At 38.3% G+C, this 21,320-nt stretch carries 21 protein-coding genes; 9 read left to right on the top strand and 12 right to left on the bottom strand.

Going from position 1 to position 21,320, the window contains the following annotated elements; translation table 11 throughout:
* Position 1 precedes the first annotated feature (1 nt).
* On the top strand, positions 2-1,219 hold the full coding sequence (locus WNY79_RS10040; RefSeq protein ID WP_169060588.1) for an aspartate kinase: 1,218 nt from the start codon (positions 2-4) through the stop codon (positions 1,217-1,219).
* Between the two features lie 91 nt (positions 1,220-1,310).
* A complete protein-coding gene (csrA, locus tag WNY79_RS10045; protein WP_004587515.1) occupies positions 1,311-1,502 on the top strand; it encodes a carbon storage regulator CsrA in 192 nt (63 codons plus the stop codon).
* A 49-nt stretch (positions 1,503-1,551) separates the two neighbouring features.
* On the opposite strand, the gene WNY79_RS10050 is transcribed toward csrA, so the two are convergent.
* The 3 genes from WNY79_RS10050 to WNY79_RS10060 form a co-directional block, all read right to left on the bottom strand.
* Entirely contained in the window at positions 1,552-2,019 is a 468-nt protein-coding gene (locus tag WNY79_RS10050; protein ID WP_007583811.1) for a YcxB family protein, read from the bottom strand.
* Between the two features lie 132 nt (positions 2,020-2,151).
* On the bottom strand, positions 2,152-2,343 hold the full coding sequence (locus tag WNY79_RS10055; protein WP_007378921.1) for a hypothetical protein: 192 nt from the start codon (positions 2,341-2,343) through the stop codon (positions 2,152-2,154).
* Between the two features lie 56 nt (positions 2,344-2,399).
* Positions 2,400-2,573 (bottom strand): DUF1328 family protein, encoded by a 174-nt coding sequence (locus WNY79_RS10060; protein WP_002961939.1) that lies wholly within the window; start codon positions 2,571-2,573, stop codon positions 2,400-2,402.
* Between the two features lie 519 nt (positions 2,574-3,092).
* On the opposite strand from WNY79_RS10060, the gene WNY79_RS10065 reads away from it, so the two are divergent.
* The 5 genes from WNY79_RS10065 to WNY79_RS10085 all read left to right on the top strand — a co-directional run bounded on the left by WNY79_RS10065 (position 3,093) and on the right by WNY79_RS10085 (position 7,569).
* Positions 3,093-3,335 carry an OadG family transporter subunit gene (locus WNY79_RS10065; protein ID WP_076925244.1) on the top strand — a complete coding sequence of 81 codons (243 nt, stop codon included), beginning with the start codon at positions 3,093-3,095 and terminating at the stop codon, positions 3,333-3,335.
* A gap of 11 nt (positions 3,336-3,346) precedes the next feature.
* Positions 3,347-5,128, top strand: a complete 1,782-nt coding sequence (gene oadA / locus WNY79_RS10070; protein WP_342875783.1) for a sodium-extruding oxaloacetate decarboxylase subunit alpha — start codon at positions 3,347-3,349, stop codon at positions 5,126-5,128.
* Positions 5,129-5,141: 13 nt separating this feature from the next.
* Complete coding sequence (locus WNY79_RS10075; RefSeq protein WP_342875784.1) at positions 5,142-6,272, top strand: sodium ion-translocating decarboxylase subunit beta; 1,131 nt, start codon at positions 5,142-5,144, stop codon at positions 6,270-6,272.
* A gap of 135 nt (positions 6,273-6,407) precedes the next feature.
* Complete coding sequence (locus WNY79_RS10080) at positions 6,408-7,379, top strand: aldo/keto reductase (RefSeq protein ID WP_342875785.1); 972 nt, start codon at positions 6,408-6,410, stop codon at positions 7,377-7,379.
* A gap of 13 nt (positions 7,380-7,392) precedes the next feature.
* The gene (locus tag WNY79_RS10085) at positions 7,393-7,569 is read left to right on the top strand and encodes a hypothetical protein (RefSeq protein WP_342875786.1); all 177 of its coding nucleotides are present in this window, start codon (positions 7,393-7,395) and stop codon (positions 7,567-7,569) included.
* A gap of 74 nt (positions 7,570-7,643) precedes the next feature.
* Here the strand turns inward: WNY79_RS10085 and WNY79_RS10090 are convergent, their stop codons facing one another.
* A complete protein-coding gene (locus WNY79_RS10090; RefSeq protein ID WP_024600761.1) occupies positions 7,644-8,957 on the bottom strand; it encodes a peptidoglycan DD-metalloendopeptidase family protein in 1,314 nt (437 codons plus the stop codon).
* A gap of 311 nt (positions 8,958-9,268) precedes the next feature.
* Here WNY79_RS10090 and tyrS point away from each other — a divergent pair, with 311 nt between their 5' ends.
* A complete protein-coding gene (gene tyrS / locus WNY79_RS10095; protein ID WP_076925247.1) occupies positions 9,269-10,468 on the top strand; it encodes a tyrosine--tRNA ligase in 1,200 nt (399 codons plus the stop codon).
* A 94-nt stretch (positions 10,469-10,562) separates the two neighbouring features.
* Here tyrS and ampE read toward each other — a convergent pair whose 3' ends face one another.
* The 4 genes from ampE to folE2 form a co-directional block, all read right to left on the bottom strand.
* On the bottom strand, positions 10,563-11,507 hold the full coding sequence (gene ampE / locus WNY79_RS10100) for a regulatory signaling modulator protein AmpE (RefSeq protein ID WP_342875787.1): 945 nt from the start codon (positions 11,505-11,507) through the stop codon (positions 10,563-10,565).
* On the bottom strand, positions 11,508-12,215 hold the full coding sequence (gene mtnN / locus WNY79_RS10105) for a 5'-methylthioadenosine/S-adenosylhomocysteine nucleosidase (protein WP_024607949.1): 708 nt from the start codon (positions 12,213-12,215) through the stop codon (positions 11,508-11,510). It abuts the gene before it with no gap.
* Positions 12,216-12,337: 122 nt separating this feature from the next.
* Positions 12,338-12,934 (bottom strand): DUF2726 domain-containing protein, encoded by a 597-nt coding sequence (locus WNY79_RS10110; protein WP_024600757.1) that lies wholly within the window; start codon positions 12,932-12,934, stop codon positions 12,338-12,340.
* 114 nt (positions 12,935-13,048) lie between these two features.
* Positions 13,049-13,969 carry a GTP cyclohydrolase FolE2 gene (gene folE2, locus WNY79_RS10115; RefSeq protein ID WP_076925249.1) on the bottom strand — a complete coding sequence of 307 codons (921 nt, stop codon included), beginning with the start codon at positions 13,967-13,969 and terminating at the stop codon, positions 13,049-13,051.
* 231 nt (positions 13,970-14,200) lie between these two features.
* On the opposite strand from folE2, the gene arcB reads away from it, so the two are divergent.
* On the top strand, positions 14,201-16,519 hold the full coding sequence (gene arcB, locus WNY79_RS10120; protein ID WP_024600755.1) for an aerobic respiration two-component sensor histidine kinase ArcB: 2,319 nt from the start codon (positions 14,201-14,203) through the stop codon (positions 16,517-16,519).
* A 16-nt stretch (positions 16,520-16,535) separates the two neighbouring features.
* Here arcB and arcA read toward each other — a convergent pair whose 3' ends face one another.
* The 4 genes from arcA to trmB form a co-directional block, all read right to left on the bottom strand.
* Positions 16,536-17,252, bottom strand: a complete 717-nt coding sequence (gene arcA / locus WNY79_RS10125; RefSeq protein WP_002962549.1) for a two-component system response regulator ArcA — start codon at positions 17,250-17,252, stop codon at positions 16,536-16,538.
* A gap of 490 nt (positions 17,253-17,742) precedes the next feature.
* Positions 17,743-19,347 carry an ATP-binding protein gene (locus tag WNY79_RS10130; RefSeq protein ID WP_024600754.1) on the bottom strand — a complete coding sequence of 535 codons (1,605 nt, stop codon included), beginning with the start codon at positions 19,345-19,347 and terminating at the stop codon, positions 17,743-17,745.
* A 151-nt stretch (positions 19,348-19,498) separates the two neighbouring features.
* Positions 19,499-20,524, bottom strand: a complete 1,026-nt coding sequence (locus tag WNY79_RS10135; protein ID WP_170072955.1) for a methyltransferase — start codon at positions 20,522-20,524, stop codon at positions 19,499-19,501.
* A 66-nt stretch (positions 20,525-20,590) separates the two neighbouring features.
* The gene (gene trmB, locus WNY79_RS10140) at positions 20,591-21,316 is read right to left on the bottom strand and encodes a tRNA (guanosine(46)-N7)-methyltransferase TrmB (protein WP_342875788.1); all 726 of its coding nucleotides are present in this window, start codon (positions 21,314-21,316) and stop codon (positions 20,591-20,593) included.
* Between the last annotated feature and the right edge of the window lie 4 nt (positions 21,317-21,320).

Consider the following 21,320-nt stretch of genomic DNA (forward strand, 5'->3'; position numbering starts at 1 on the left):
AGTGGCGCTTATTGTTCAAAAATTCGGTGGCACTTCGGTAGGCTCAATAGAGCGAATTGAAGCAGTCGCCGACCTTGTTGTTAAGACCAGACAACAAGGGCATCAAGTGGTTGTGGTGCTCTCGGCTATGTCGGGAGAAACCAACCGCTTAATTAATCTCGCCAAACAAATCGATACTCGCCCGAGTAGCCGTGAACTAGACGTACTTATTAGCACCGGAGAGCAGGTTTCTGTTTCGCTGCTTGCTATGGCTATTATTAAACGTGGTCATTCAGCTGTAAGCTTGTTAGCCGATCAAGTTAATATTCTAACCGATAACATGTTTGGCAAAGCCCGTATTGCAGAGGTTGCAGCTACGCGCTTAAAGCATGAGCTTGAACATAACCGTATTGCTATTATTGCTGGGTTTCAAGGGCGTGATGTTGAGGGCAACATTACAACGCTTGGGCGCGGTGGCACCGATACATCGGCTGTAGAAATAGCAGCGGCTATAAAAGCCGACGAATGCCAGATCTATACAGACGTTGACGGCGTATATACTACAGATCCTCGTGTTGAACCTAACGCGCGCAGAATGAGCCAAGTTACCTTTGCCGAAATGCTGGAGCTGGCAAGTTTAGGGGCGAAAGTTTTGCACATTCGCTCAGTAGAAGCTGCAGGTAGACACAATGTGCCACTTAGGGTGCTTTCGAGCTTTAATCCTGATGAAGGCACATTAATAAGTTTTGAGGAGAACGATATGCCAAGCAAGGTGGTATCGGGGATTGCGTTTAATCGTGACGAATGTTTAATTAAAGTCGATGGTGTGCCAAGCGGTACACAATATCTTTCAAAAATATTGAAACTTTTTGCTGATAATGGCATCGAAATAGATATGATTAATCAAGTTAATCATATCTTTGAAAAAATAGACTATGCTTTTACTGTGCACTCGAATGATTATCTGCAAGCACTTGAATTATTGAGCGAAGATCAAGCTCAACTCAGTGCTCAAAATATAAGCGGATTACCAACAGTCGCTAAAGTGTCTGCTGTTGGAATGGGTATGAAATCGCATTCTGGTGTAGCAAGTTTATTTTTTGATGCATTAGCGCAGGAAAATATTAATGTGGTTTTAGTCTCGACTTCTGAGATCAAAATTTCAGTTTTAATAGATGAAAAGTACCTAGAGTTGGCTGTTCGTGCATTACACAAAGCATTTTTAACAGAAAATGGATAGATTGAGAGTTTTTACTTACTTTTCAGTCTAATTTTCATTAGTATGTTTAAGCGGAATCTTATAATTTTTATTGGAACATGGGAGCAAGAGAATGCTAATACTAACTCGTAGAGTAGGTGAAACCCTAATGATTGGTGACGAAGTAACAGTTACTGTTCTAGGTGTTAAAGGAAATCAAGTTCGAATCGGTGTTAATGCACCAAAAGACGTATCAGTGCATCGTGAAGAGATTTACATGCGCATACAAGCTGAAAAGTCGAACCCTAATCCGGGCAATGCTTAATCAACACGTATACGTAGCTGAGTAATTAACTCAACTAGTCAAAAGCCACTCACTGAGTGGCTTTTTTGTTTATAAAAGCGAGTGTTTCTGGGGTTAATATTTGTTTTGAAATATACTGCATGCCGCTTTTATTTTTAATAATAATACCTTGCTGCGTATCTATTACTTCGCTTATGTCTTGCCAAGTTAGCTGAAAGCTTTTGTAATGATTAGCCGATTTAATACCTTCTTCATCAAAGGTAAGTGTTACTTCTGAGCCTGATGCTCTGCTGAGCATTTGTCTGGTTACCCACCAAGGTCTGCGATAGTAAAAAGCGACGCACTCTAGTACACCTAGCATGATCATAAACGATCCTAAGTAATGATCGTTTAAAACATAAATGCCAAATAAACCAAGCGCAACCAGTAGTACAAGTAAAAAGTACTTAGGTTTGGCGCGTTTACTGTACGGGAGTGACTCATCAAAGCACTCATAAAAGTAGGGTTTATCTAGCGTGTAGGTTGTTGTAAATGCCATATTGCCTTGCTTTAAATATCGTTTTTTTTATTTTAACAAGCTAATCGCTAAATGAGCAGCTTTATAGTCAGCGATTTTATTACAGACACAAAAAAACGGCCCTAAGGCCGTTTTTTAGCGATAAAAGAAGAATTAACAGTTAGTTTCTTCAGCGTTTACGCCTTCTTTAACATTTTCACATGCATCTTCTACTTTGTTTTGCACGTCAGTTACTGCTTCGTCAATACGTTCGCCTGCGTCTTCTGCATGGTTGTCTTCACAACCCATGATGAAAAAACTTGCGAATAGACCGATTAGTGCTGCTTTTACAGTTGTTGAATTCATAATGTAATTCCTTGTAAGTTTTAATTAAATTTTAGTGTGTTAGTTGAATGCTTTATCTACCTGGGCGATTTACCACGTAGTGCACCTGAAACTAATGAAATCACTAAAAGTACTAAAAAGATAAAAAATATAATTTTTGCTATACCAGCTGCGGCACCTGCGATGCCACCAAAACCTAACACTGCAGCGATTAAAGCAATAACTAAAAATGTAATTGTCCAGCGTAACATTGTTTTCTCCTTGGTTATCAAATTTGCTCATAATAACTAATGCCAGTTACATGCCAAAGTTTATTTTTTATTAATATCAATGACTTATGTTTTTTGGTTATGTGTTTAGTTATTTGTTAGTTAGTAACTTTTACGCTTTGTTATGTAAGTTATTCACACTGTTACAAATTGCTGGCAAAAATCTACTGAGAATAAATTTTTTGGTAAGACCAATTAACAATTGGTGCGTGTTTTTGTACTTATTATAAAGTTTGGTGTGTATTTTTATTAAGTTGAATAGTTAATTAACAACTTCTATATAACTATTAGCTATAGTCGTTATTTCCTACGTGTATTGTAGGGCGCATGGTTGCTGGGTTATGGCATGTAAATAAGTTGAGTGTTATGTTGTTTATAGTTTAATTGGTTTTACCAATTTACAAGATGTAGACAAAGCGACTAGTTTTGTTATCATCCAGTGAATAAATATTTAATTAAATCGATTTTTTATTTTCGATATGGGTTTCAAGGGGGAGAAAAATGGATATAGGTGCTCTACTCACAACGGCTGGTAGCTTAATGCTAACTGGTATGGTTGGGGTGTTTGTATTTCTGTCGATATTAATTGGTGCAGTAACGCTTATGTCTAATTTGGTGACGCGCTTTAGCGAACCAGAGGCATCACCAGCTAAATCACCGTCTTTTAAATCTCAAGGTGTGCCTAATGAGCACATCGCTGCTATTAGTGCTGCCATTGCTCAGTACAAATCAAATAACAAATAAGGGGCACACACATGGCTAAATTAAAATTAACAGAATTGGTATTACGCGATGCGCACCAATCATTGCTCGCAACACGTATGCGCTTAGACGATATGCTACCTATTGCTAGCAAGCTAGATGATGCAGGTTATTGGTCTATTGAATCGTGGGGCGGTGCTACATTTGATTCGTGTATTCGTTATTTAGGCGAAGATCCTTGGGAGCGTATTCGTGCGCTTAAAAAAGCGATGCCTAATACTAAACAGCAAATGCTATTACGCGGTCAAAACCTATTGGGTTACCGCCATTACGCTGATGACGTAGTTGAAAAATTTGTAGAACGCGCACACAAAAATGGCGTTGACGTATTTCGTATATTCGATGCAATGAACGATGTACGCAACCTTGAAACAGCGATTAAAGCGGCTATAAAAGTAGGCGCACACGCTCAAGGTACTATTTCGTATACAGTTAGCCCTGTTCATACGCTTGAAATGTGGCTAACTCTTGCTAAGCAATTAGAAGATTTAGGTTGTCACTCAATTTGTATTAAAGATATGGCGGGTTTATTAAAGCCATACGATGCTGAAAAACTAATTAAAGCACTTAAAGAAACTGTATCGGTTCCTATTGCTATGCAGTGCCATGCTACAACGGGTTTAAGTACTGCGACTTATCAAAAAGCGATTGATGCAGGCATTGATATGCTTGATACCGCTATTTCATCTATGAGTATGACTTACGGACACACTGCTACTGAAACTATTGTATCGATAGTTGAAGGTACCGAGCGCGATACTGACCTTGATTTAAATCACCTAGAAGAAATTGCTGCTTACTTTAGAGATGTACGTAAAAAATATGCGGCATTTGAAGGTAGCTTAAAAGGGGTTGATGGTCGTATTTTACTAGCTCAAGTACCTGGTGGCATGCTTACAAACATGGAAAACCAACTTAAAGAGCAAGGCGCGGCAGATAAGCTTAATGAAGTTTTACTTGAGATCCCACGTGTACGTGAAGATCTTGGCTTTTTACCTTTAGTAACACCCACGTCGCAAATTGTAGGTACTCAAGCAGTACTTAACGTGCTTACGGGTGAGCGTTATAAAACAATCACTAAAGAAACTGCTGGCGTATTAAAAGGTGAATATGGCTTAACACCAGCACCAATGAATAAAGAGCTACAAGAGCGTGTGCTTGATGGAGCTGAGGTTATTACTTGTCGCCCTGCAGATAACATTGCACCAGAGCTTGCAACGCTTGAAGCTGAATTATTAAAAGAAGCGCAAGAGCAAGGTTTAACACTTGCTGATGATCAAATTGATGATGTACTAACTTATGCATTGTTTCCACAAGTTGGTTTGAAGTTTATTAAAAACCGCAACAACCCAGATGCATTTGAGCCTATTCCTACCGTTGAAGATAAGAGTAATAAGGCAGCACCAAAATCGGGATCAAATAATAACAGCGTAAAAGCTGAGCAGTACAGCGTAAAAGTAGATGGTAAAGTTTACGACGTAGTAGTGGCGCAAGGTGGTGAACTTAAAGAAGTAACCTTAAAAGACTCTGAGCACATTCCCCAGTCGGCTTCGGTAGCATCAGGCGAAACGCTTAACGCACCTCTAGCCGGTAATATTTTTAAGATTAAAGTAAAAGCTGGGCAAGTTGTTAACGAAGGCGATGTAGTGATTATTATGGAAGCCATGAAAATGGAAACTGAAATACGCGCTACGCATACCGGAACAATTGCTGAAGTGTTAGTTAGTGAAGGCGATGCTGTAACTACCGGCGACGCTATGATTGCATTAGCTTAGGAGTAAATAGAGGATGGACGGTATTTTAAACCTCTGGAATGCGACAGGCATTGCTAACTTTACAATCCCATCGTTAATAATGATTACGGTAGGGTGTTTATTACTGTTTTTAGCGATAGCTAAAGGCTTTGAACCACTATTATTACTACCTATTGGTTTTGGTGCGATTTTAACAAATGTACCAGTGGCAGGATTGTCAGACCCTGGTGGGCTTTTGTACTACGTTTATTATGTGGGTATTGATACGGGGATTTTTCCGTTATTGATATTTATGGGAGTAGGGGCGCTAACCGATTTTAGTGCGCTTATTGCTAATCCACGTATGTTGCTATTAGGTGCGGCTGCACAGTTTGGTATTTTTGCGACTCTGTTTGGTGCGATATTATTAAACTATGTGCCAGGCTTTGAGTTTACTTTACAGGATGCATCGGCTATTGCGATTATAGGTGGAGCAGATGGACCTACTGCAATATTTTTAGCGTCAAAACTGGCACCTGATTTACTTGGTGCAATAGCGGTAGCTGCATACTCATACATGGCACTTGTGCCAATTATTCAGCCGCCAATTATGCGTGCGTTAACAACTCCAGAAGAACGTAAAATAAAAATGCCAGAGCTTCGTAAAGTATCTAAAAAGGAAAAGATTATTTTCCCTCTTATGGTGCTTAGCTTAACGGCTATGTTTTTACCGGCTGCTATACCGCTGGTAGGTATGTTTTGTTTAGGTAACTTAATGCGAGAGTCAGGTGTTGTTGATAGATTAAGTAACAGTGCTCAAAACGAAATCATCAATGTTACAACTATATTTTTAGGCTTAGCTGTAGGCTCAAAGCTTGCTGCAGATAAGTTTTTAACTGTTGAGACGATTGGTATTTTAGTACTTGGCGCACTCGCGTTTGCAATTGGTACGGCATCTGGCGTATTTATGGCAAAAGGACTTAATCGCATATCTAAAACACCTATAAACCCATTAATAGGGGCGGCAGGTGTATCGGCTGTGCCAATGGCGGCACGAGTAGTAAACAAAGTAGGCCTTGAAAGTAATCCTCATAACTTTTTACTTATGCATGCAATGGGACCAAATGTTGCGGGCGTTCTTGGTAGTGCAGTTGCTGCGGGTATTTTATTAGCACTTGTTGGTTAAATTAATTTTAATCCAACCGATTAGCGCAGTTTACTGCGCTTTTTTTTGTTCTTAATTTCTTCGCCGCTAAATGGTTTCTTGTTCAGCGCTTTTTGTTTACAGTAACAGCTCTTCAAAATTTTAAGGATAGTTATCATGCTTCACACACCTTTAGCAAAGCACTTACCTCATGTTAGTAAACTTGTATTCGGATGCATGGGTCTGGGCGGCGGTTGGAATAAAGACGCAATTACTGATGCACATGTTAAGCAAACTCATGAATGTATAGATAATGCTATTGAAGGTGGCATTAACTTTTTTGACCATGCTGATATTTATACTTTTGGTAAAGCTGAGCAGGTTTTTGGTCAAGCATTAAGTGAGCGACCAGAGCTTAGAGAGCACATGTATATTCAATCTAAGTGTGGGATTCGTTTTGAAGATGACTTAGGACCAAAGCGCTATGATTTTTCGGCTAAGTGGATTGAGCAATCAGTTGAAGCATCCTTGAAGCGATTAAATACAGAGTATTTAGACGTACTTATGCTACATCGTCCTGATCCTCTCATGGAAGTTAACGAAATTGCTCGTATATTTAGTTGCTTAAAAGAAAGCGGTAAAGTGCGCAATTTTGCAGTATCTAATATGCAGCAGCACCAAATGAATTTTTTACAGCACGCACTTGATATGCCTATTGTGGCTAATCAAATTGAGGCTAGTTTGCAAAAGCATCAGTTTGTTGATGAAGGTGTATATGCCGGTAACAGTGACGGTAAAGATCTTAATTTTACACCAGGTAGTATTGAGTACTGTCGCCATTTTGAAATTCAAATTCAAAGCTGGGGCAGTTTATGCCAAGGTTTATACAGTGGTAGTGATTTATCAAACGCATCGCAGGCCGATATAAACACCAGTCTTTTAGTTAATAAACTGGCTGCACTTTATGATACTTCTGCTGAGGCGATTGTAATTGCCTGGTTACTTCGCCACCCCGCATCTATTCAGCCTATTATTGGAACAACTAATGCCAAGCGTATTAAAGCCTCTTGTGATGCTGTCAACGTAGAGCTAACTCGTGAGCATTGGTATGCACTTTATGTAAGCGCTAAAGGGCATGAGCTACCATAAGTAGGGCGCTAATATGAATATATTCGTTATTTTAATTGGATTGTTTGTCGCGCTGGCGATACTCATTCCATTACTTGAAAAATATCAAAGTAAAATAGGGCTTGATGGCGCAACCAAATACCGTAAATATATTTGGCCGCTAGTGATGGTATCTTTAGTTATTCAGCTCATTTATGTATTAATGAATTGATGGTTGATAGCGTATACAAAAAAGCCTCTGCAGATTTAACCTGCAAAGGCTTTTTTAATGTTTATTAATAAGCTTTATTTTAGTGCTAACTGTAGCTCGCGATTGCGCTCAAGTTGGGCAATAAAGTTATCTGCAATCGGTTTAAACTTAGCCAGTTCTGAGCGAGGTAATGGCTCTGACTTAGGAAGCTTAACGGTTTTAGGATTACGATGAACGCCATTTACTAAAAACTCATAGTGTAAATGCGCCCCAGTAACACGACCAGTAGAACCTACAGTACCAATTTGTTGGCCCTGTTTAACTTTTTGGCCTGTTTTAACTAGTTTCTTATTTAGGTGTAAGTACTTAGTTACATATTGTGTGCCATGGCTGATAAATACGTAGTTACCGTTGTACTTGCTGTAACCCGCTTTAACTACCTTACCGTTACCTGATGCGACTACTGGTGTGCCAGTGCGTGCTGCAAAGTCGATACCACGGTGCGCTCTAACTTGCCCAGTAACAGGATGAAGTCGCTTAGGATTAAAGCTAGAACTAATATACTTAAAGCTTACAGGTGCACGTAAAAAGGCTTTTTTCATGCTACGCCCTTCAGGCGTATAAAAATTGCCGTCGGTATGGCGAATCGCTGCAAAGCGCTGACCTTGGTTTACAAATTCAGCGGCAATAATTTTACCGGTACCAATAAACTCGCCATCAACATAATGAGATTCGTAAATTAAGCCAAATAAATCGCCTTTACGAATATCATTTGCAAAATCAACATCCCAACCAAATATGTCAGCAAAGTTCATTATTTGGCGCTCGCTTAAACCTGCCGCAATTGCTGAAGTCCAAAAGTTATTAGATATTTCGCCGCCAGCGGTTTTAGTTAGCGTTTCAATTTCTTTACTATCGATAGCTGTATCGTAATTACCTTCGTCGTTTAAGGTAACAAATAAAGTATCTGTTTTTGAAATTACATAACGCAGTTGAGCCAAAGAGCCATCTTCAGCAGTAGCAAAACTGAGTACTTCACCTGGATGAATTTTAGTTAGCTTGCGAGTCTCTGCATTAGTGTTAATTAGTTTATGAAGCGTTTGAGCTGAAAAACCAGCACGCTTAAAGATAATTGCTAAATTGTCGCCATTTTTAACTTTATGATCGACAAAGTCGTATTCTGGTAACTTTTCTGCTGCTTGCTCTGAATTTAGCTCAGTTAATTTTTCGTTGTCATCAACTTTAACTTGTAACTCATAGCGCTTACCAATTTCTAGTGCATTTGCACTATTGTCTTTGGATGCAGTGGCTTTTTCAGAAGGAAGAAAGGCTAAGCCAACAATAGCAGAAACCAAACCTAAAATAAGCAATTTGTGTTTTTTGGGGAGCGTGTGAACCACGTGAACCATAACGTGCCTTTTTCTGCTGTCAAGATAATAAATACGTAATATTGCAGGATATACTTAATAATGTGCGAATACTAGTGTTTTGTAGATTTAAACTACGCTAAAATCAGGGGTAGAAAGCCTTTTTTAACGTCCTATCTAACTAAGACTCAATTCATTTAGTTTAGTTGCCCTAATAACTTAAAAAGTTATTTTAATTAGATAGAAATTTGTTATGTTAGCTACATATATATGTTCGGTTTAAACCTTAATAAAAACCGTGATTACAAGTAACTAGTCGCCCCTTCGTAGGCAGAATTTTGGAGTAATACAAAGTGGATTTACAAACCGCTCTAGCAGAGATAAAACGCGGTGCAGAAGAAATATTAATTGAAGACGAACTAGTTGAAAAACTAAAGTCGGGCAAAAAGCTAAAAATAAAAGCAGGCTTTGATCCTACAGCACCTGATTTACATTTAGGGCACACTGTACTAATTAATAAAATGAAAACCTTTCAGGATCTAGGTCATGAGGTTATTTTCTTAATTGGTGACTTTACTGGCATGATTGGTGACCCAACAGGTAAAAACGTAACGCGTAAACCACTTACTCGCGAAGACGTATTAGCCAATGCTGAAACGTATAAAGAACAAGTATTCAAAATTCTCGACCCTGCTAAAACCACTGTTGCATTTAACTCTACTTGGATGGAAAAGTTAGGCGCTGCAGGTATGATAAAACTTGCTGCAAACCAAACCGTAGCGCGCATGCTTGAACGTGATGACTTTAAAAAGCGTTATGGCAGCGGTCAACCAATTGCAATTCATGAGTTTTTATACCCTCTGGTACAAGGTTGGGATTCGGTTGCACTAGAGTCTGATGTGGAGCTAGGTGGTACTGATCAGCGCTTTAACTTACTAATGGGTCGTGAGCTACAGAAAGTTGAAGGCCAAAGGCCGCAAACAGTATTAATGATGCCATTACTTGAAGGTACTGACGGCGTTCAAAAAATGTCTAAGTCACTTGGTAATTACATTGGTATTACTGATGCGCCAAACGATATGTTTGGTAAAATAATGTCAATTAGTGATGTGCTAATGTGGCGTTATTACGATTTATTAAGCGCGCTTTCTATTGAAGAAATTGCAGCTCAAAAAGAGCGTGTTGAGCAAGGTACTAACCCGCGCGATATTAAAATAGAACTAGCTAAAGAGTTAATTGCTCGTTTTCATAGTGAAGCTGATGCACAAGGTGCACATGATGATTTTATCCAGCGTTTTCAGAAAAAAGCGTTACCAGATGAAATCCCTGAGCTGACAATCACTATTGCAGAAGATACTATTTTAATTGCTAACTTGCTTAAAGAAGCAAATTTAGTAGTTAGTACGTCAGAAGCAATGCGCATGATTAAGCAAGGTGCAGTTAAACTTAACGGTGAAGATAAAATCACTGATACCAAACTTGAAGTAGCGAAAGGTACAACGGCTATTTACCAAGTAGGTAAACGTAAGTTTGCAAACATCACTGTAGCTTAAATACAGTATGAAACTAAAAAACCAGCCTAGGCTGGTTTTTTAGTGCTTGTATTTTGGGTCTGTAAATAGTTACGAGGTAGTCACTAAATAGTCACTAAATCACTTTTAATATTTCAATACTTACAATTACTAACAACCAAAATGCACGGGCCTGATTTAACCTATTAATTATAACGGGCACATCCTCGGGGGTAGGTAGTCTATCAGCACCAATACGCATTTTATTAAAGCGAGTACCCAAATAAACCGCAGGCCCGCCTAGTTGTACTCCAAGTGATGCAGAACATGTACTGAGTAGCCAACCAGTATTAGTTTGATAAAAGTGCCTGCCGTAATGCTTTACGTAGTGCATGCTTTGTTTGCTCGCTCTACTTGCTGCAATGGTTAAAGCCAGCAAGCGCATTGGAATATACTCAATAATAAACAAGAGAATTTTAAGCGGTTTTAAAAAGTAGCTATTTGGGGATATATCACTACGCCAGGCTTGTTGTATTAAAGTAAGTAATCGATAGGCGAGAGCAGCAATAGGGCCAAAGGCTAAAAATATAAATATAACTACGAAATAGTATCGAGCAGTGCGCAGTATTAAACTCTCAATTAATGCTTTGATAATACCAGGAGATGAAAGCCTATTAACTTCACGGGCAAGCAGTGGTTTTAGTAATTCGCGTGCCGTCGATTTTTGATTTTTTTTAGTTAGCTTTGCAATACGGAGCGCTTTTTTATCAATACTCTTACTTTCTAAGCATAAGTATAAAATAAGACCTGCGAGTAATTCAGGGTAAAAAGCAAACTCAAGCAATAACACGACAATAATGAGAATAACACTTAAAATGAGCGTGCTTGCGAGTATAGCTGCTAAATATTGATAGCTTTTAGGTTCTTTGCGTTTGTATATACGCTTGCCAATAGCACTAAAAACCGCGCTTAACGCTGTATTAGGATGATACCAGCTAACAAGAGGAATAAAGCGCTCAGCAAGGAGCGCTAGTATGAAGGCAATAAAGTCCAAGTGGTTTTGAACAATATTGCTAAGCATTTAAAGAGACACTGCAGTTAGCTTTTCTAAAAGTGCGACAACCATTTTAGATGAGTTGATTGATGCTGTTTCTAGGTATTCTTCAAATGATTGTGGTGACTCTTTACCTGCAATATCAGACATTGAGCGAATAACAACAAATGGCGTGTTAAGCGTAAAACACGTTTGTGCAATTGAAGCGCCTTCCATTTCAACGGCAAGCATTGTAGGAAAATCACTGCGTGCTTTATCAATACGTACCGGATCACACATGAAGGTGTCGCCAGTACAAATTAAGCCAACAAGTGTTTTAACATCACTGATTTGTTCGATTGTTTGTTGTGCTGCTTCTACTAATTTTGGGTGAGCTGCAAAGCCTGCTGGCATTTGAGGTACTTGGCCAATTTCGTAGCCAAAAGCAGTAACATCTACATCGTGGTGACGTACTTCTGACGAAATTACTACGTCGCCAACACTTAGTGATGGATCGAATCCACCGGCAGAGCCTGTGTTAATTACGCAATCAGGTTTGAAGTTATCAATCAGTAAGGTGGTTGCAATCGTTGATGCTACTTTACCAATACCAGATTGAACAAGTGTTACTGTGTTACCAGCCAATTCACCAGTATAAAAAGTGAAACCTGCTTTAGTTAAAATTTGTGGGTTTTGCATCGCTTCACGTAAAATTTTAACTTCTGGCTCCATTGCGCCAATAATACCAACATTCATAATGTTTAATTCCTGAGTTTGAATCACTTGATTATACGTGAAGTTAGCAATAAAAAACAAAAAAGCGAGCTTGTTTATGAGCTCGCTTTAAATACTTTTTAGGAGAGTATTTAATTTGGTTTTTAAATTTCAGCTAAAGCAGTTGTTTGTGCTTTAGCTTGAGAAGGTGAAAGTACCGCTGGCTTATGTGAGCGATTACGAACAGGGCGCTGCGTTTGTGTTGCTGCAGGCTTACCAAGTTTAAACATAATTGCATCGCGTACTTCAGAAGGACGGTAGCCCGATTTAACTTTCATACGAATATGTGGAATACCCGCAGACTCTAATGCACCGTTTACAAACCAGTCGCGTTGAGCTTTGTGGCCATCTTTATTGGCATTGTTAACTAGGTCAACAGCCGCAACAATAGTAAGTTTTTCTTTGTCGATTAATACAAAGTCGAGTTGCTTATTTTTAGCTTTAGCTAAAGCAGCACGTTTAGATTTAACTGAAAGACCTTGCTTACAGTCAATAACGTCAATTAACTTAACGCGACTAACAACTTTATATTGATCGCCAACAGCACGCTCGAGAAGATTTAAAAAAGCGCCTTCAACCTGAGTGAAAACAGTTTGCTTGCGGGTAAAAGGATACGGGTTTCCGCCATCGTCATTAAATTTTGACGCAACAACAGAGGCCCCGACAACTAACACTAAGATTAATAATAAAGCGAATTCCATACGGTAACTCCATAACAACAAATTGACACTGCTCAAATAAAGCAATTTACGTGCCTAAAAAGTATGGGTTATAAAATAAATACCGTTTGTTTTAAAAGTAAAACTACGCAGCAATTAAGCTTTGTAGCCACTTTCAATGCCTTTAACCGCAATAGCTACAGCATCGTGTGCATGTAGTGATTCATAATGGTTTATTTGCAGCCAGTAGTCACTGTAATTACCATCCTCCAGCAATGCTTTTATTTTACGTGCGGCATCTTCACAAAACATAAGGTTTTGGCCATTTAAACGGGCAAATTCTTGCTCGTCTTCGCGTTTTACTGCCGCTTGTACAGGCGTTTTAAGTTCAGCTTCAAGGGTATTAATTAGCGTCACAACGTCAAACTCTTGAATATTGCTATCAAGCTTTACTTTTACGTTTGCAATAGAGCGCTGCGAGTGAGGTGTCGCTACAATACCTTGTGTAGTGCCTAGCCACTCGTGGACATCTTTTTGGCTTAAGGTTTCTTGGTTAAACTTTTCGTTAAACGCGTTTTGTATAAGCTGTCGCGCAAGTGCCGCAGAGCATGGGCACGTTGAAGAATAGGTAACATCTACGGTTAGCTCGTAGCTAATAATGTTATTTTCAATTGTACTGGTAAGTACAACTGGGTAGCTTTTCCAGCCCGCTTTACCACTTAATAGTGATTTACGGCGGAGCGGTAATTCAAATTTAAATTCAATTTGTGCTTTATCGCTTAGCCCTTCGTGGCTAGTTATAAAGGTATCGAGTGCTTGCGCTATTGTTTGCGGATTAACTTGCTGCTCGGTTGAAAGCAGGTCAAGTGCCAAAAATAGGCGTGACATATGAATGCCTTTGGCATCTTCTTTATGCAAATTAACAAATGCACGGGCTTTAGCGTTTACCGTTACCGGTGATAAGTCTCGCGATTCAAAAATAAATGGCAGTTCGATTTCGCCCATGCCAACCCAGTCTAATTTACCTGTTTGTAAAGCGGGTGCTGTGTCTGCTATATCTGGCATATTGGTTTGCATGTGCGCTACTCGTATTTGGAGATAATAAAGCGGGGCATTTTACACTAAATAATTTATTGCTGAAATGAAGAGTTGAGGAGAGAAGCAAAATCAAACATGAAAATTTTTGTTTTTATCGCACAACATGGGTAGTGGTAGGATAAAAATGCTAAAATCTGGAAAAATGGTATGTTTGCGCATACGCATTGCCTTCTTTATATATAAGTACACAGCTAAGAGATAAAATTACGTATGACCGATTATTCTTTGAGCCCTTGGGCTCGGGTACTTTCCAGCTTAATAACGCGATTTGGTGAATTTAAAACAGCAGCTATTTGTTACACTTTATTTTTAACTGTATCTCTTATTTTATCGAGCATGTTTTATTATGTTGCGATAGGCGAATTGAACCTTGTTGATATTTTGGCTGTGGTGTTTTTTACTGCTGTAGTTTCTCCTTTAATTATAAGTGTATTACTTAATTCAATTCGTCAATTAGATGCCTCGTATGCTTATTTAGATAGTGCAACCAAACAAGAAAAGCTATTAAACCAAACCTTAAAAGACAACATTAGCCGTTTAAATATTGAAATTGATGAGCGTAAAATGGCGTTTCATGCCAAGCACCGCGCTATCGAAGAGTTGCGCCGAGAAATTGCTGAGCGTAAAAAAACTCAACAAGAACTTGCTCAACAAAGCATGTTGCAACGCTCAATAGTTGATTCATCTCCCGATTTATTTTATTACCGCGATAACAACGGTGTATTTGCAGGCTGTAATAAAATGTTTGAAGAAGTAATGGGTAAATCAAGCAGCGAACTCATTGGTAAAACGGTTGAGCAAATATTTCCGAGTCATTTTTTAGCTGAAGTTTTGGCAACCGACAAAGAGGTAGAGCAGAGCCATAAAGCACTAACTATAGATGTAGGCTATGAAGTGGACGGTGAAACACGTTGGTTTGAGCTGCGTAAATTACCTTTTATAAATGATGACGGTGACTACATTGGTTTATTGGGTTTTGGTCGTGATATCACTAGCCGTAAAGAAGCAGCTCAAGCACTTGAAACTGCCTATAAAGACAAAGGTAAGTTTATTGCTACGCTGAGCCATGAACTACGTACACCATTGAATGGTATTGTTGGTTTAACGCGTATGCTATTAGATACAGAGCTTAATAAGCAACAGCGTAGTTGGGGCAATACTATTTTTTCGAGTGCTGAAACACTCGGTAATATTTTTAACGATATTATTGATTTAGATAAAATAGATAGAGATCAGCTCGATATAGCAACCAACTCTATAAATGTGTCAGACTTTATAAACGATGTAGTTAACTTTGCGGGTTTAATAGCAGAGCAGAAAGAACTTGAATTTGATATTAAGCGCAATGGCATGCTGGATATTTATGCGCAGCTCGATCCAACTCGACTACGCCAAGTTGTTTGGAACTTAATTAACAACGCAGTTAAGTTTACTCAACAAGGAAAAGTAACACTCGAATGTAGCCGAGAAAATCGTGTAGAAGGCCCATGGTTAGTTATTAAGGTATCGGATACTGGTCAAGGTATTCCACCCGAGCAGCTTGCCCATATATTTGATATGTATTACAAAGCACCGGATTTAAAAGGGACTAACGCGATAGGCTCAGGTATTGGTTTAGCTGTAACCAAGGCACTTGTAAGTGCAATGAAAGGGATAATCACAGTCAATAGTACTGAAGGTGAAGGAAGTTGTTTTACAGTGCAAATACCGCTTAGTTTATGTATTGCACCTACAGAGCAAAGTTATGTTGGCCGAGGCTTGTATATTTTACTAGTGGAAGATGTGCCTCTTAACGCCGAAATTGCTACAAACTTATTAGAGCAACGCGGCCATGAAGTTTTATGGGCTGAAACCGGTGAGGATGCACTTTCGTTTGTTGAAACCGAAGATGATCTCGACTTAGTTCTACTTGATATGCAGTTACCAGATATAAACGGTGACGTGGTTGCTAAGCAAATACGTTCAGATAGCCATTTTGATAAATTACCAATAGTTGCTTTAACAGCTAATGTACGTAGTGCTGAAAAAGAGCTTGAGGGTATATCAATACAAGGTGCGTTGGCTAAACCAATTAACACAGTTAAGCTTGATAAAATGCTGGCTGACTTATTTGGCATTAAGCAAAGTGAATGCTCAGAACCACAACTTAAAGTGAGTGAAGAAGCACTTGAAGGTATTGATGCACACCTATTAGATATTGAAACAATAGAAGACTTTGTAAATTCAATGGGTTTGGTCGTATTTAGGCGCAGTAGTCAGTTATTCGAAAAGCTAAGTCCACAATATCAGCAAGAATTACTTACTTCATTAACTGCCGGTGATAGAGAAGAATATGAATCAGTGGCACATAAACTTAAAGGTGCGGCTGGCTCAGTAGGTCTTAATGATGTGCAGCTTCATGCCAAAGTAATGGAGCATGGTGCAATAGATGAATCTGATGAAGTATTAAAGAAGTGGTTAGATGTTCTAGCAGATAAAATAAATGAAGGACAAAAAGCCCTTCATTTATTTTTACAGCAATTAGAGTGAAACTAATTAGCTCTCATTAAGCGTCAATTTTACCAATGAAACGGTAACCTTCACCATGGATGGTGCTGATTAACTCTGACGTTGAGTTATCACTTTCAAAATGCTTACGAATTCGACGAATAGTAACATCAACAGTACGGTCATTTGCACGAAGCTCACGTCCTGTCATGTGTTTAATTAATTGCTCACGGCTAAAGATACGACCTGGAGAATCAAGCATTAAACGAAGTGCTCTGTACTCACCTTTTGGTAAACGCTTAGCGTCGCCATTTGGAGAAGTAAGACAACGGCTATTTTCATCAAGTTCCCAGCCGTTAAATGTAATAACACCATTTGTTTCTAGTGCTGACTCTTCACCGCCTAAAGCAGTACGAGTAATAAGGTTGCGAGCTCTAATAGTTAATTCACGTGGGTTGAATGGCTTAGTAACGTAGTCATCTGCGCCAATTTCAAGACCTAAAATACGGTCAACATCATTGTCACGACCTGTTAGGAATATAAGGCCCACTTTACGCTTTTGGCGTAATTCACGGGCTAAAATAAGACCGTTTTTACCAGGAAGGTTGATATCCATAACTACAAGATTAACGTCATCGTTATTTGTAAGCTTGTCATGCATATCATCGCCATCAATGGCTTCAATAACTTTGTACCCTTCAGCTTCAAATAAACTAACTAGGTTCAGTCGAGTTACGTCTTCATCTTCTACGATTAGAATGACTGGCGTTTGCATTATTAATTAACCTTTTGGAATATTTTATTTATAAAAAACCGGTGACGAATTTATAACCGATTACTAGAGATTATAGGATTATACCCATTTGTTAACAAGGAAAAAACAAATTGGATAAAAATAAAACAGTAGGGTGTCCAAAGTCTACTAAAAAGGGCAGTGCAAAAACTACTGTTTAATTGATATATACGTGGATGTAGCTATTTGAATCATAAAGTCGAAGCCATTTTCCTTTAATAATTGATACATCATTCAATCAAACAAGGTACTTAAAATAATCAGACTAATTCAAAGCAAAACTATATCACTTTCTAACCTTTCATCAATGTATGTGATACAGCAAAGATAAAAAAGTTCATAAATCGCTTAGTAATATTTATTTAATGTAATTAAATAGTATTACACGCTTATCACATGCCTCATTAATGAGGTCATTAAATGCGAATTCAAGGATAAATTTTAAATATATGTACTTTTTAGTGATCTTTATTTAAGGAATAGTAATTATAAAGCGAGCACCGTGTTTTTCTTCAAGATCAAACATAACTCTTCCGCCGAGAGCCTGTGTTACTAAGTTGTATACTAAGTGCATCCCTAGGCCGCTTGCGCCTTGTCCTCGCTTTGAAGTTACAAAAGGGTCAAAAATTCTATTTTTAATATTTTTATCAACGCCTTGACCATTGTCAGAATAAACGATTGTTAATTTTTTCCCTACCAGTTCTACATCAAAGCGAATTTCATTATTTTCTTTACCTATAAATCCATGGATTACCGAGTTCATAAGTAACTGCTGAAACACCTGCTGTAGAGGTTCGGACTTACTATGAATGGCCAAATCGATCGGGCAGTTAATGATAACGACAGGCTTTTTAGGCAGTAACTCAGATTGTATTGATATTAAAACATCGCTAATTAATTTATGCACATTAATGTAGGTATTAACACCGTCGTCTTGAATAACGGCCACTTTTTTAAAATTAGAAATAAGGTCAGCGGCACGATTTAAGTTACGATAAATTAAGTCTAAGTTTTCAATACCTTCATCTATAAATCGTTTTAAGTGGTTAGAGGTTAGTTTTTTATCATTAAAGCTTTGTTGTATATCTGCTAGCTTATCTCGTAGTAATGTAGAACCTGTAATACCAAGCCCTATTGGTGTATTCACTTCATGTGCAACACCTGCCACCATTTGCCCTAAAGACGCCATTTTTTCGTTTTCAACAATTTGTGTTTGATACTGGTGCATTCGCTCAAGGGTTGATAATAGCTCTTGATTTGCCTCTCTGAGAGCAATAGTTCGTTGACTTACTTTTTCTTCAAGACTTTGGTTGAGCTGTTTTATTTCTTGTTTATCTTTTTCGTGGCGCTCAAGCTGCTTTTTGGTACGTGCAAGCATGATATTTAAACTATTTGAAAGAGCGGTTATTTCTTTTACATCGGTTCCTGGCGCGCGTGCATCATAGTTATGATTTTTAGATACATCCTGCAATAGCATGCTTAGCTGTTCTATTGGCTTAGCTATACGTCTTTGAACTTTTATAGCAATAAAGTAAACAACTACCAAAATTAATAGTGTTAATAGCACATCTATTAATATTTTCCTTTCAATATAAGTTTCTAAACTTTCCAGACTTCCTCGCATGTATACATAACCGACCAACTGTTCGTTATCGTAAATAGGGCGGGTTAGTTCAATATTATCGCTCGTAATTCGTGGTGTTTTTAGTTCATCAACACTGTCTATTCTTAGCGGTACTGGAGGCGTTTTTTTTGCATTGAAACTAATAAAAAAAACAGGTTTTTTTGATGCTTTTTCTATTGAATAAATATGTATGTTTTTGACAAGAGGGATGTTTTCAAATGACTTGAGGCGTTTTTCTTCTGTTTTTCTATCATCTTCAGCTACTGATTTACCAGCATCAAAAGCTACAATTTCAGAAAGTATGACGAGTTTATTAATGATTAATTGCTTTTGCTCTTTTACGCTTAAATACGTAGAGATCGAAATAGATAGCGACAAGCAAATAGCTGTAATAAGCATAATTAAGTTAATGAGCGCTTTACGAATGCTACTTTGATGAACTTTTTTAGGCATTATTTCATTATCGCCTGAGTTAATTTTAATTATTTAGAATTTTAGTTTAGCAAAGACAGGAGAAAATGAAGGAAAAAAGCTAAATTAATTCTTATATTTATACGAAGGTTAGCTTGAGTACAGTTGGACTCAAGCGTTTTAAAAAATAATATTAGCTGCTATATACGGCAAATTTGTTATTTTTAAATACAGTTTGGTAGCTTTCAAATTGCGTTTCTAAAATAGGCGGGTACTTTAGAAAGCTGTTAGCTACAATATTCAGCTTTCCTGCTTTAGTTAAATGCTGTTTTGCATTTGCTAAAAATGTCTCTGCTACTGTGTAGTCGGTTGCAATACCCGTATGAAAAGGTGGATTGCTAATAATTAAATCAAACTTACCGGTAATGCTTTTAAGGCCGTCACTTAATATCGCTTCGCCTTTGATGCTGTTAAGCTTTAGGGTTTGCTGTGTTGCGTAAGTTGCCAGTGCACTTACATCACTACACACAAACTCAAGTGCTGGATTATGCAGCCCTAAAAAGGTTGCTATTAAACCTGCGCCACAACCAAAGTCGAGAACTCTACCTTGCTTAATTGTCGGTGCGTTTTCGAGTAGAACTTTCGTTCCCATATCTAAACTACCGTGATTAAACACCCCAGGGACACTAATAGCTGTAAACTCGGTGTCAGCAACATTAACAACAAACTTTTTATGGTAGGTCGTAATATCAAAATTAGGGTGCTGGGTAATCTCAGCAAATGAGTAAAGAACGCAGTGCTTAGCCGAATCTATTTTGTTACTAAACTCTGCTTTGCCAGCTAATTGCTTTTCAATTGATTTAACACCACTTTTATTTTCACCTACCACTAATAGCTCGGCATCATCAGTAATAGCAGCTCGAATATTATCAAGCGCCATTAATAACTCTGGTTTTGATTTAGGATAGTAAAGAATAACTAAATCATAGCCGTTACCAGGTATTGTGTGATTTACGTGGATTTCAACGTCTTTGCTGTTTTTAGCAAACTCACCGTTAGCATGGTTGTAGCTAAATGCAGTTACCTTGCTTTGCGGGTTAAGCTTTTTAAGCTCTGTTAAAAAGCCATCTTGAACAAAGTTGACCACCAAGATAGATTTGCCCGTTAATGCCTCGCTATTACGAAGTAACAGTAAGCTTGGGTTGGTTAGTACGCTCATAAATGGCTTTGCCTTACAGTATGTTTAGTTTTATCAAAAATAAAAGTGAGTGCTTAAAGTTACAAATTACTTAGTACGTTCAAACATTAAATCCCACACGCCATGACCTAGGCGATGTCCGCGCTGCTCAAACTTAGTAAGCGGGCGCAAATCTGGACGTGGAACATAATCGTTAGTTTCTGATTGGTTTTTAAAACCAGGAGCTACATTCATTACTTCAAGCATATGCTCTGCATAGTTTTCCCAATCTGTTGCCATATGAAAAACGCCACCCATTTTAAGTTGGGCTCTTAGTTTTTCAACAAACTCAGTTTGTACAATACGGCGTTTGTGATGGCGCTTTTTATGCCAAGGATCAGGGAAAAACAATTGTAGAGTTGTTAAGCTTTCATTAGGTATACAATCTGCAAGTACTTCAACTGCATCGTGTTCAAAAACACGTAAGTTAGTAATGCCTGCTTCATCGGCATCCATTAAACAAGCACCAACGCCTGGGCGGTGTACTTCAATACCAATAAAGTTTAGGTGAGGGGCATTTGTTGCCATTTCGACAAGCGATTTACCCATACCAAAACCAATTTCTACTACTACATCGTTGTTATTGCCAAAAACTTCGCTCAAATCAAGCATACCGTTTTTATGCTCTAGGCCCATTGTTGGCCAGCATTTTTCGATTGCAGCGGCTTGGCCTTTGGTTAATCGACCTTCGCGTTTTACAAAACTGCGAATGGTGCGGATGTATTTACCTTCTTGCTTAGCTTGCTCAAGGTTAGTGTTGCTTGATTCACTCATATTA

The organism is Pseudoalteromonas sp. AS84 (assembly GCF_038900255.1).
In the GTDB taxonomy this organism is placed as follows: Bacteria; Pseudomonadota; Gammaproteobacteria; order Enterobacterales; family Alteromonadaceae; genus Pseudoalteromonas.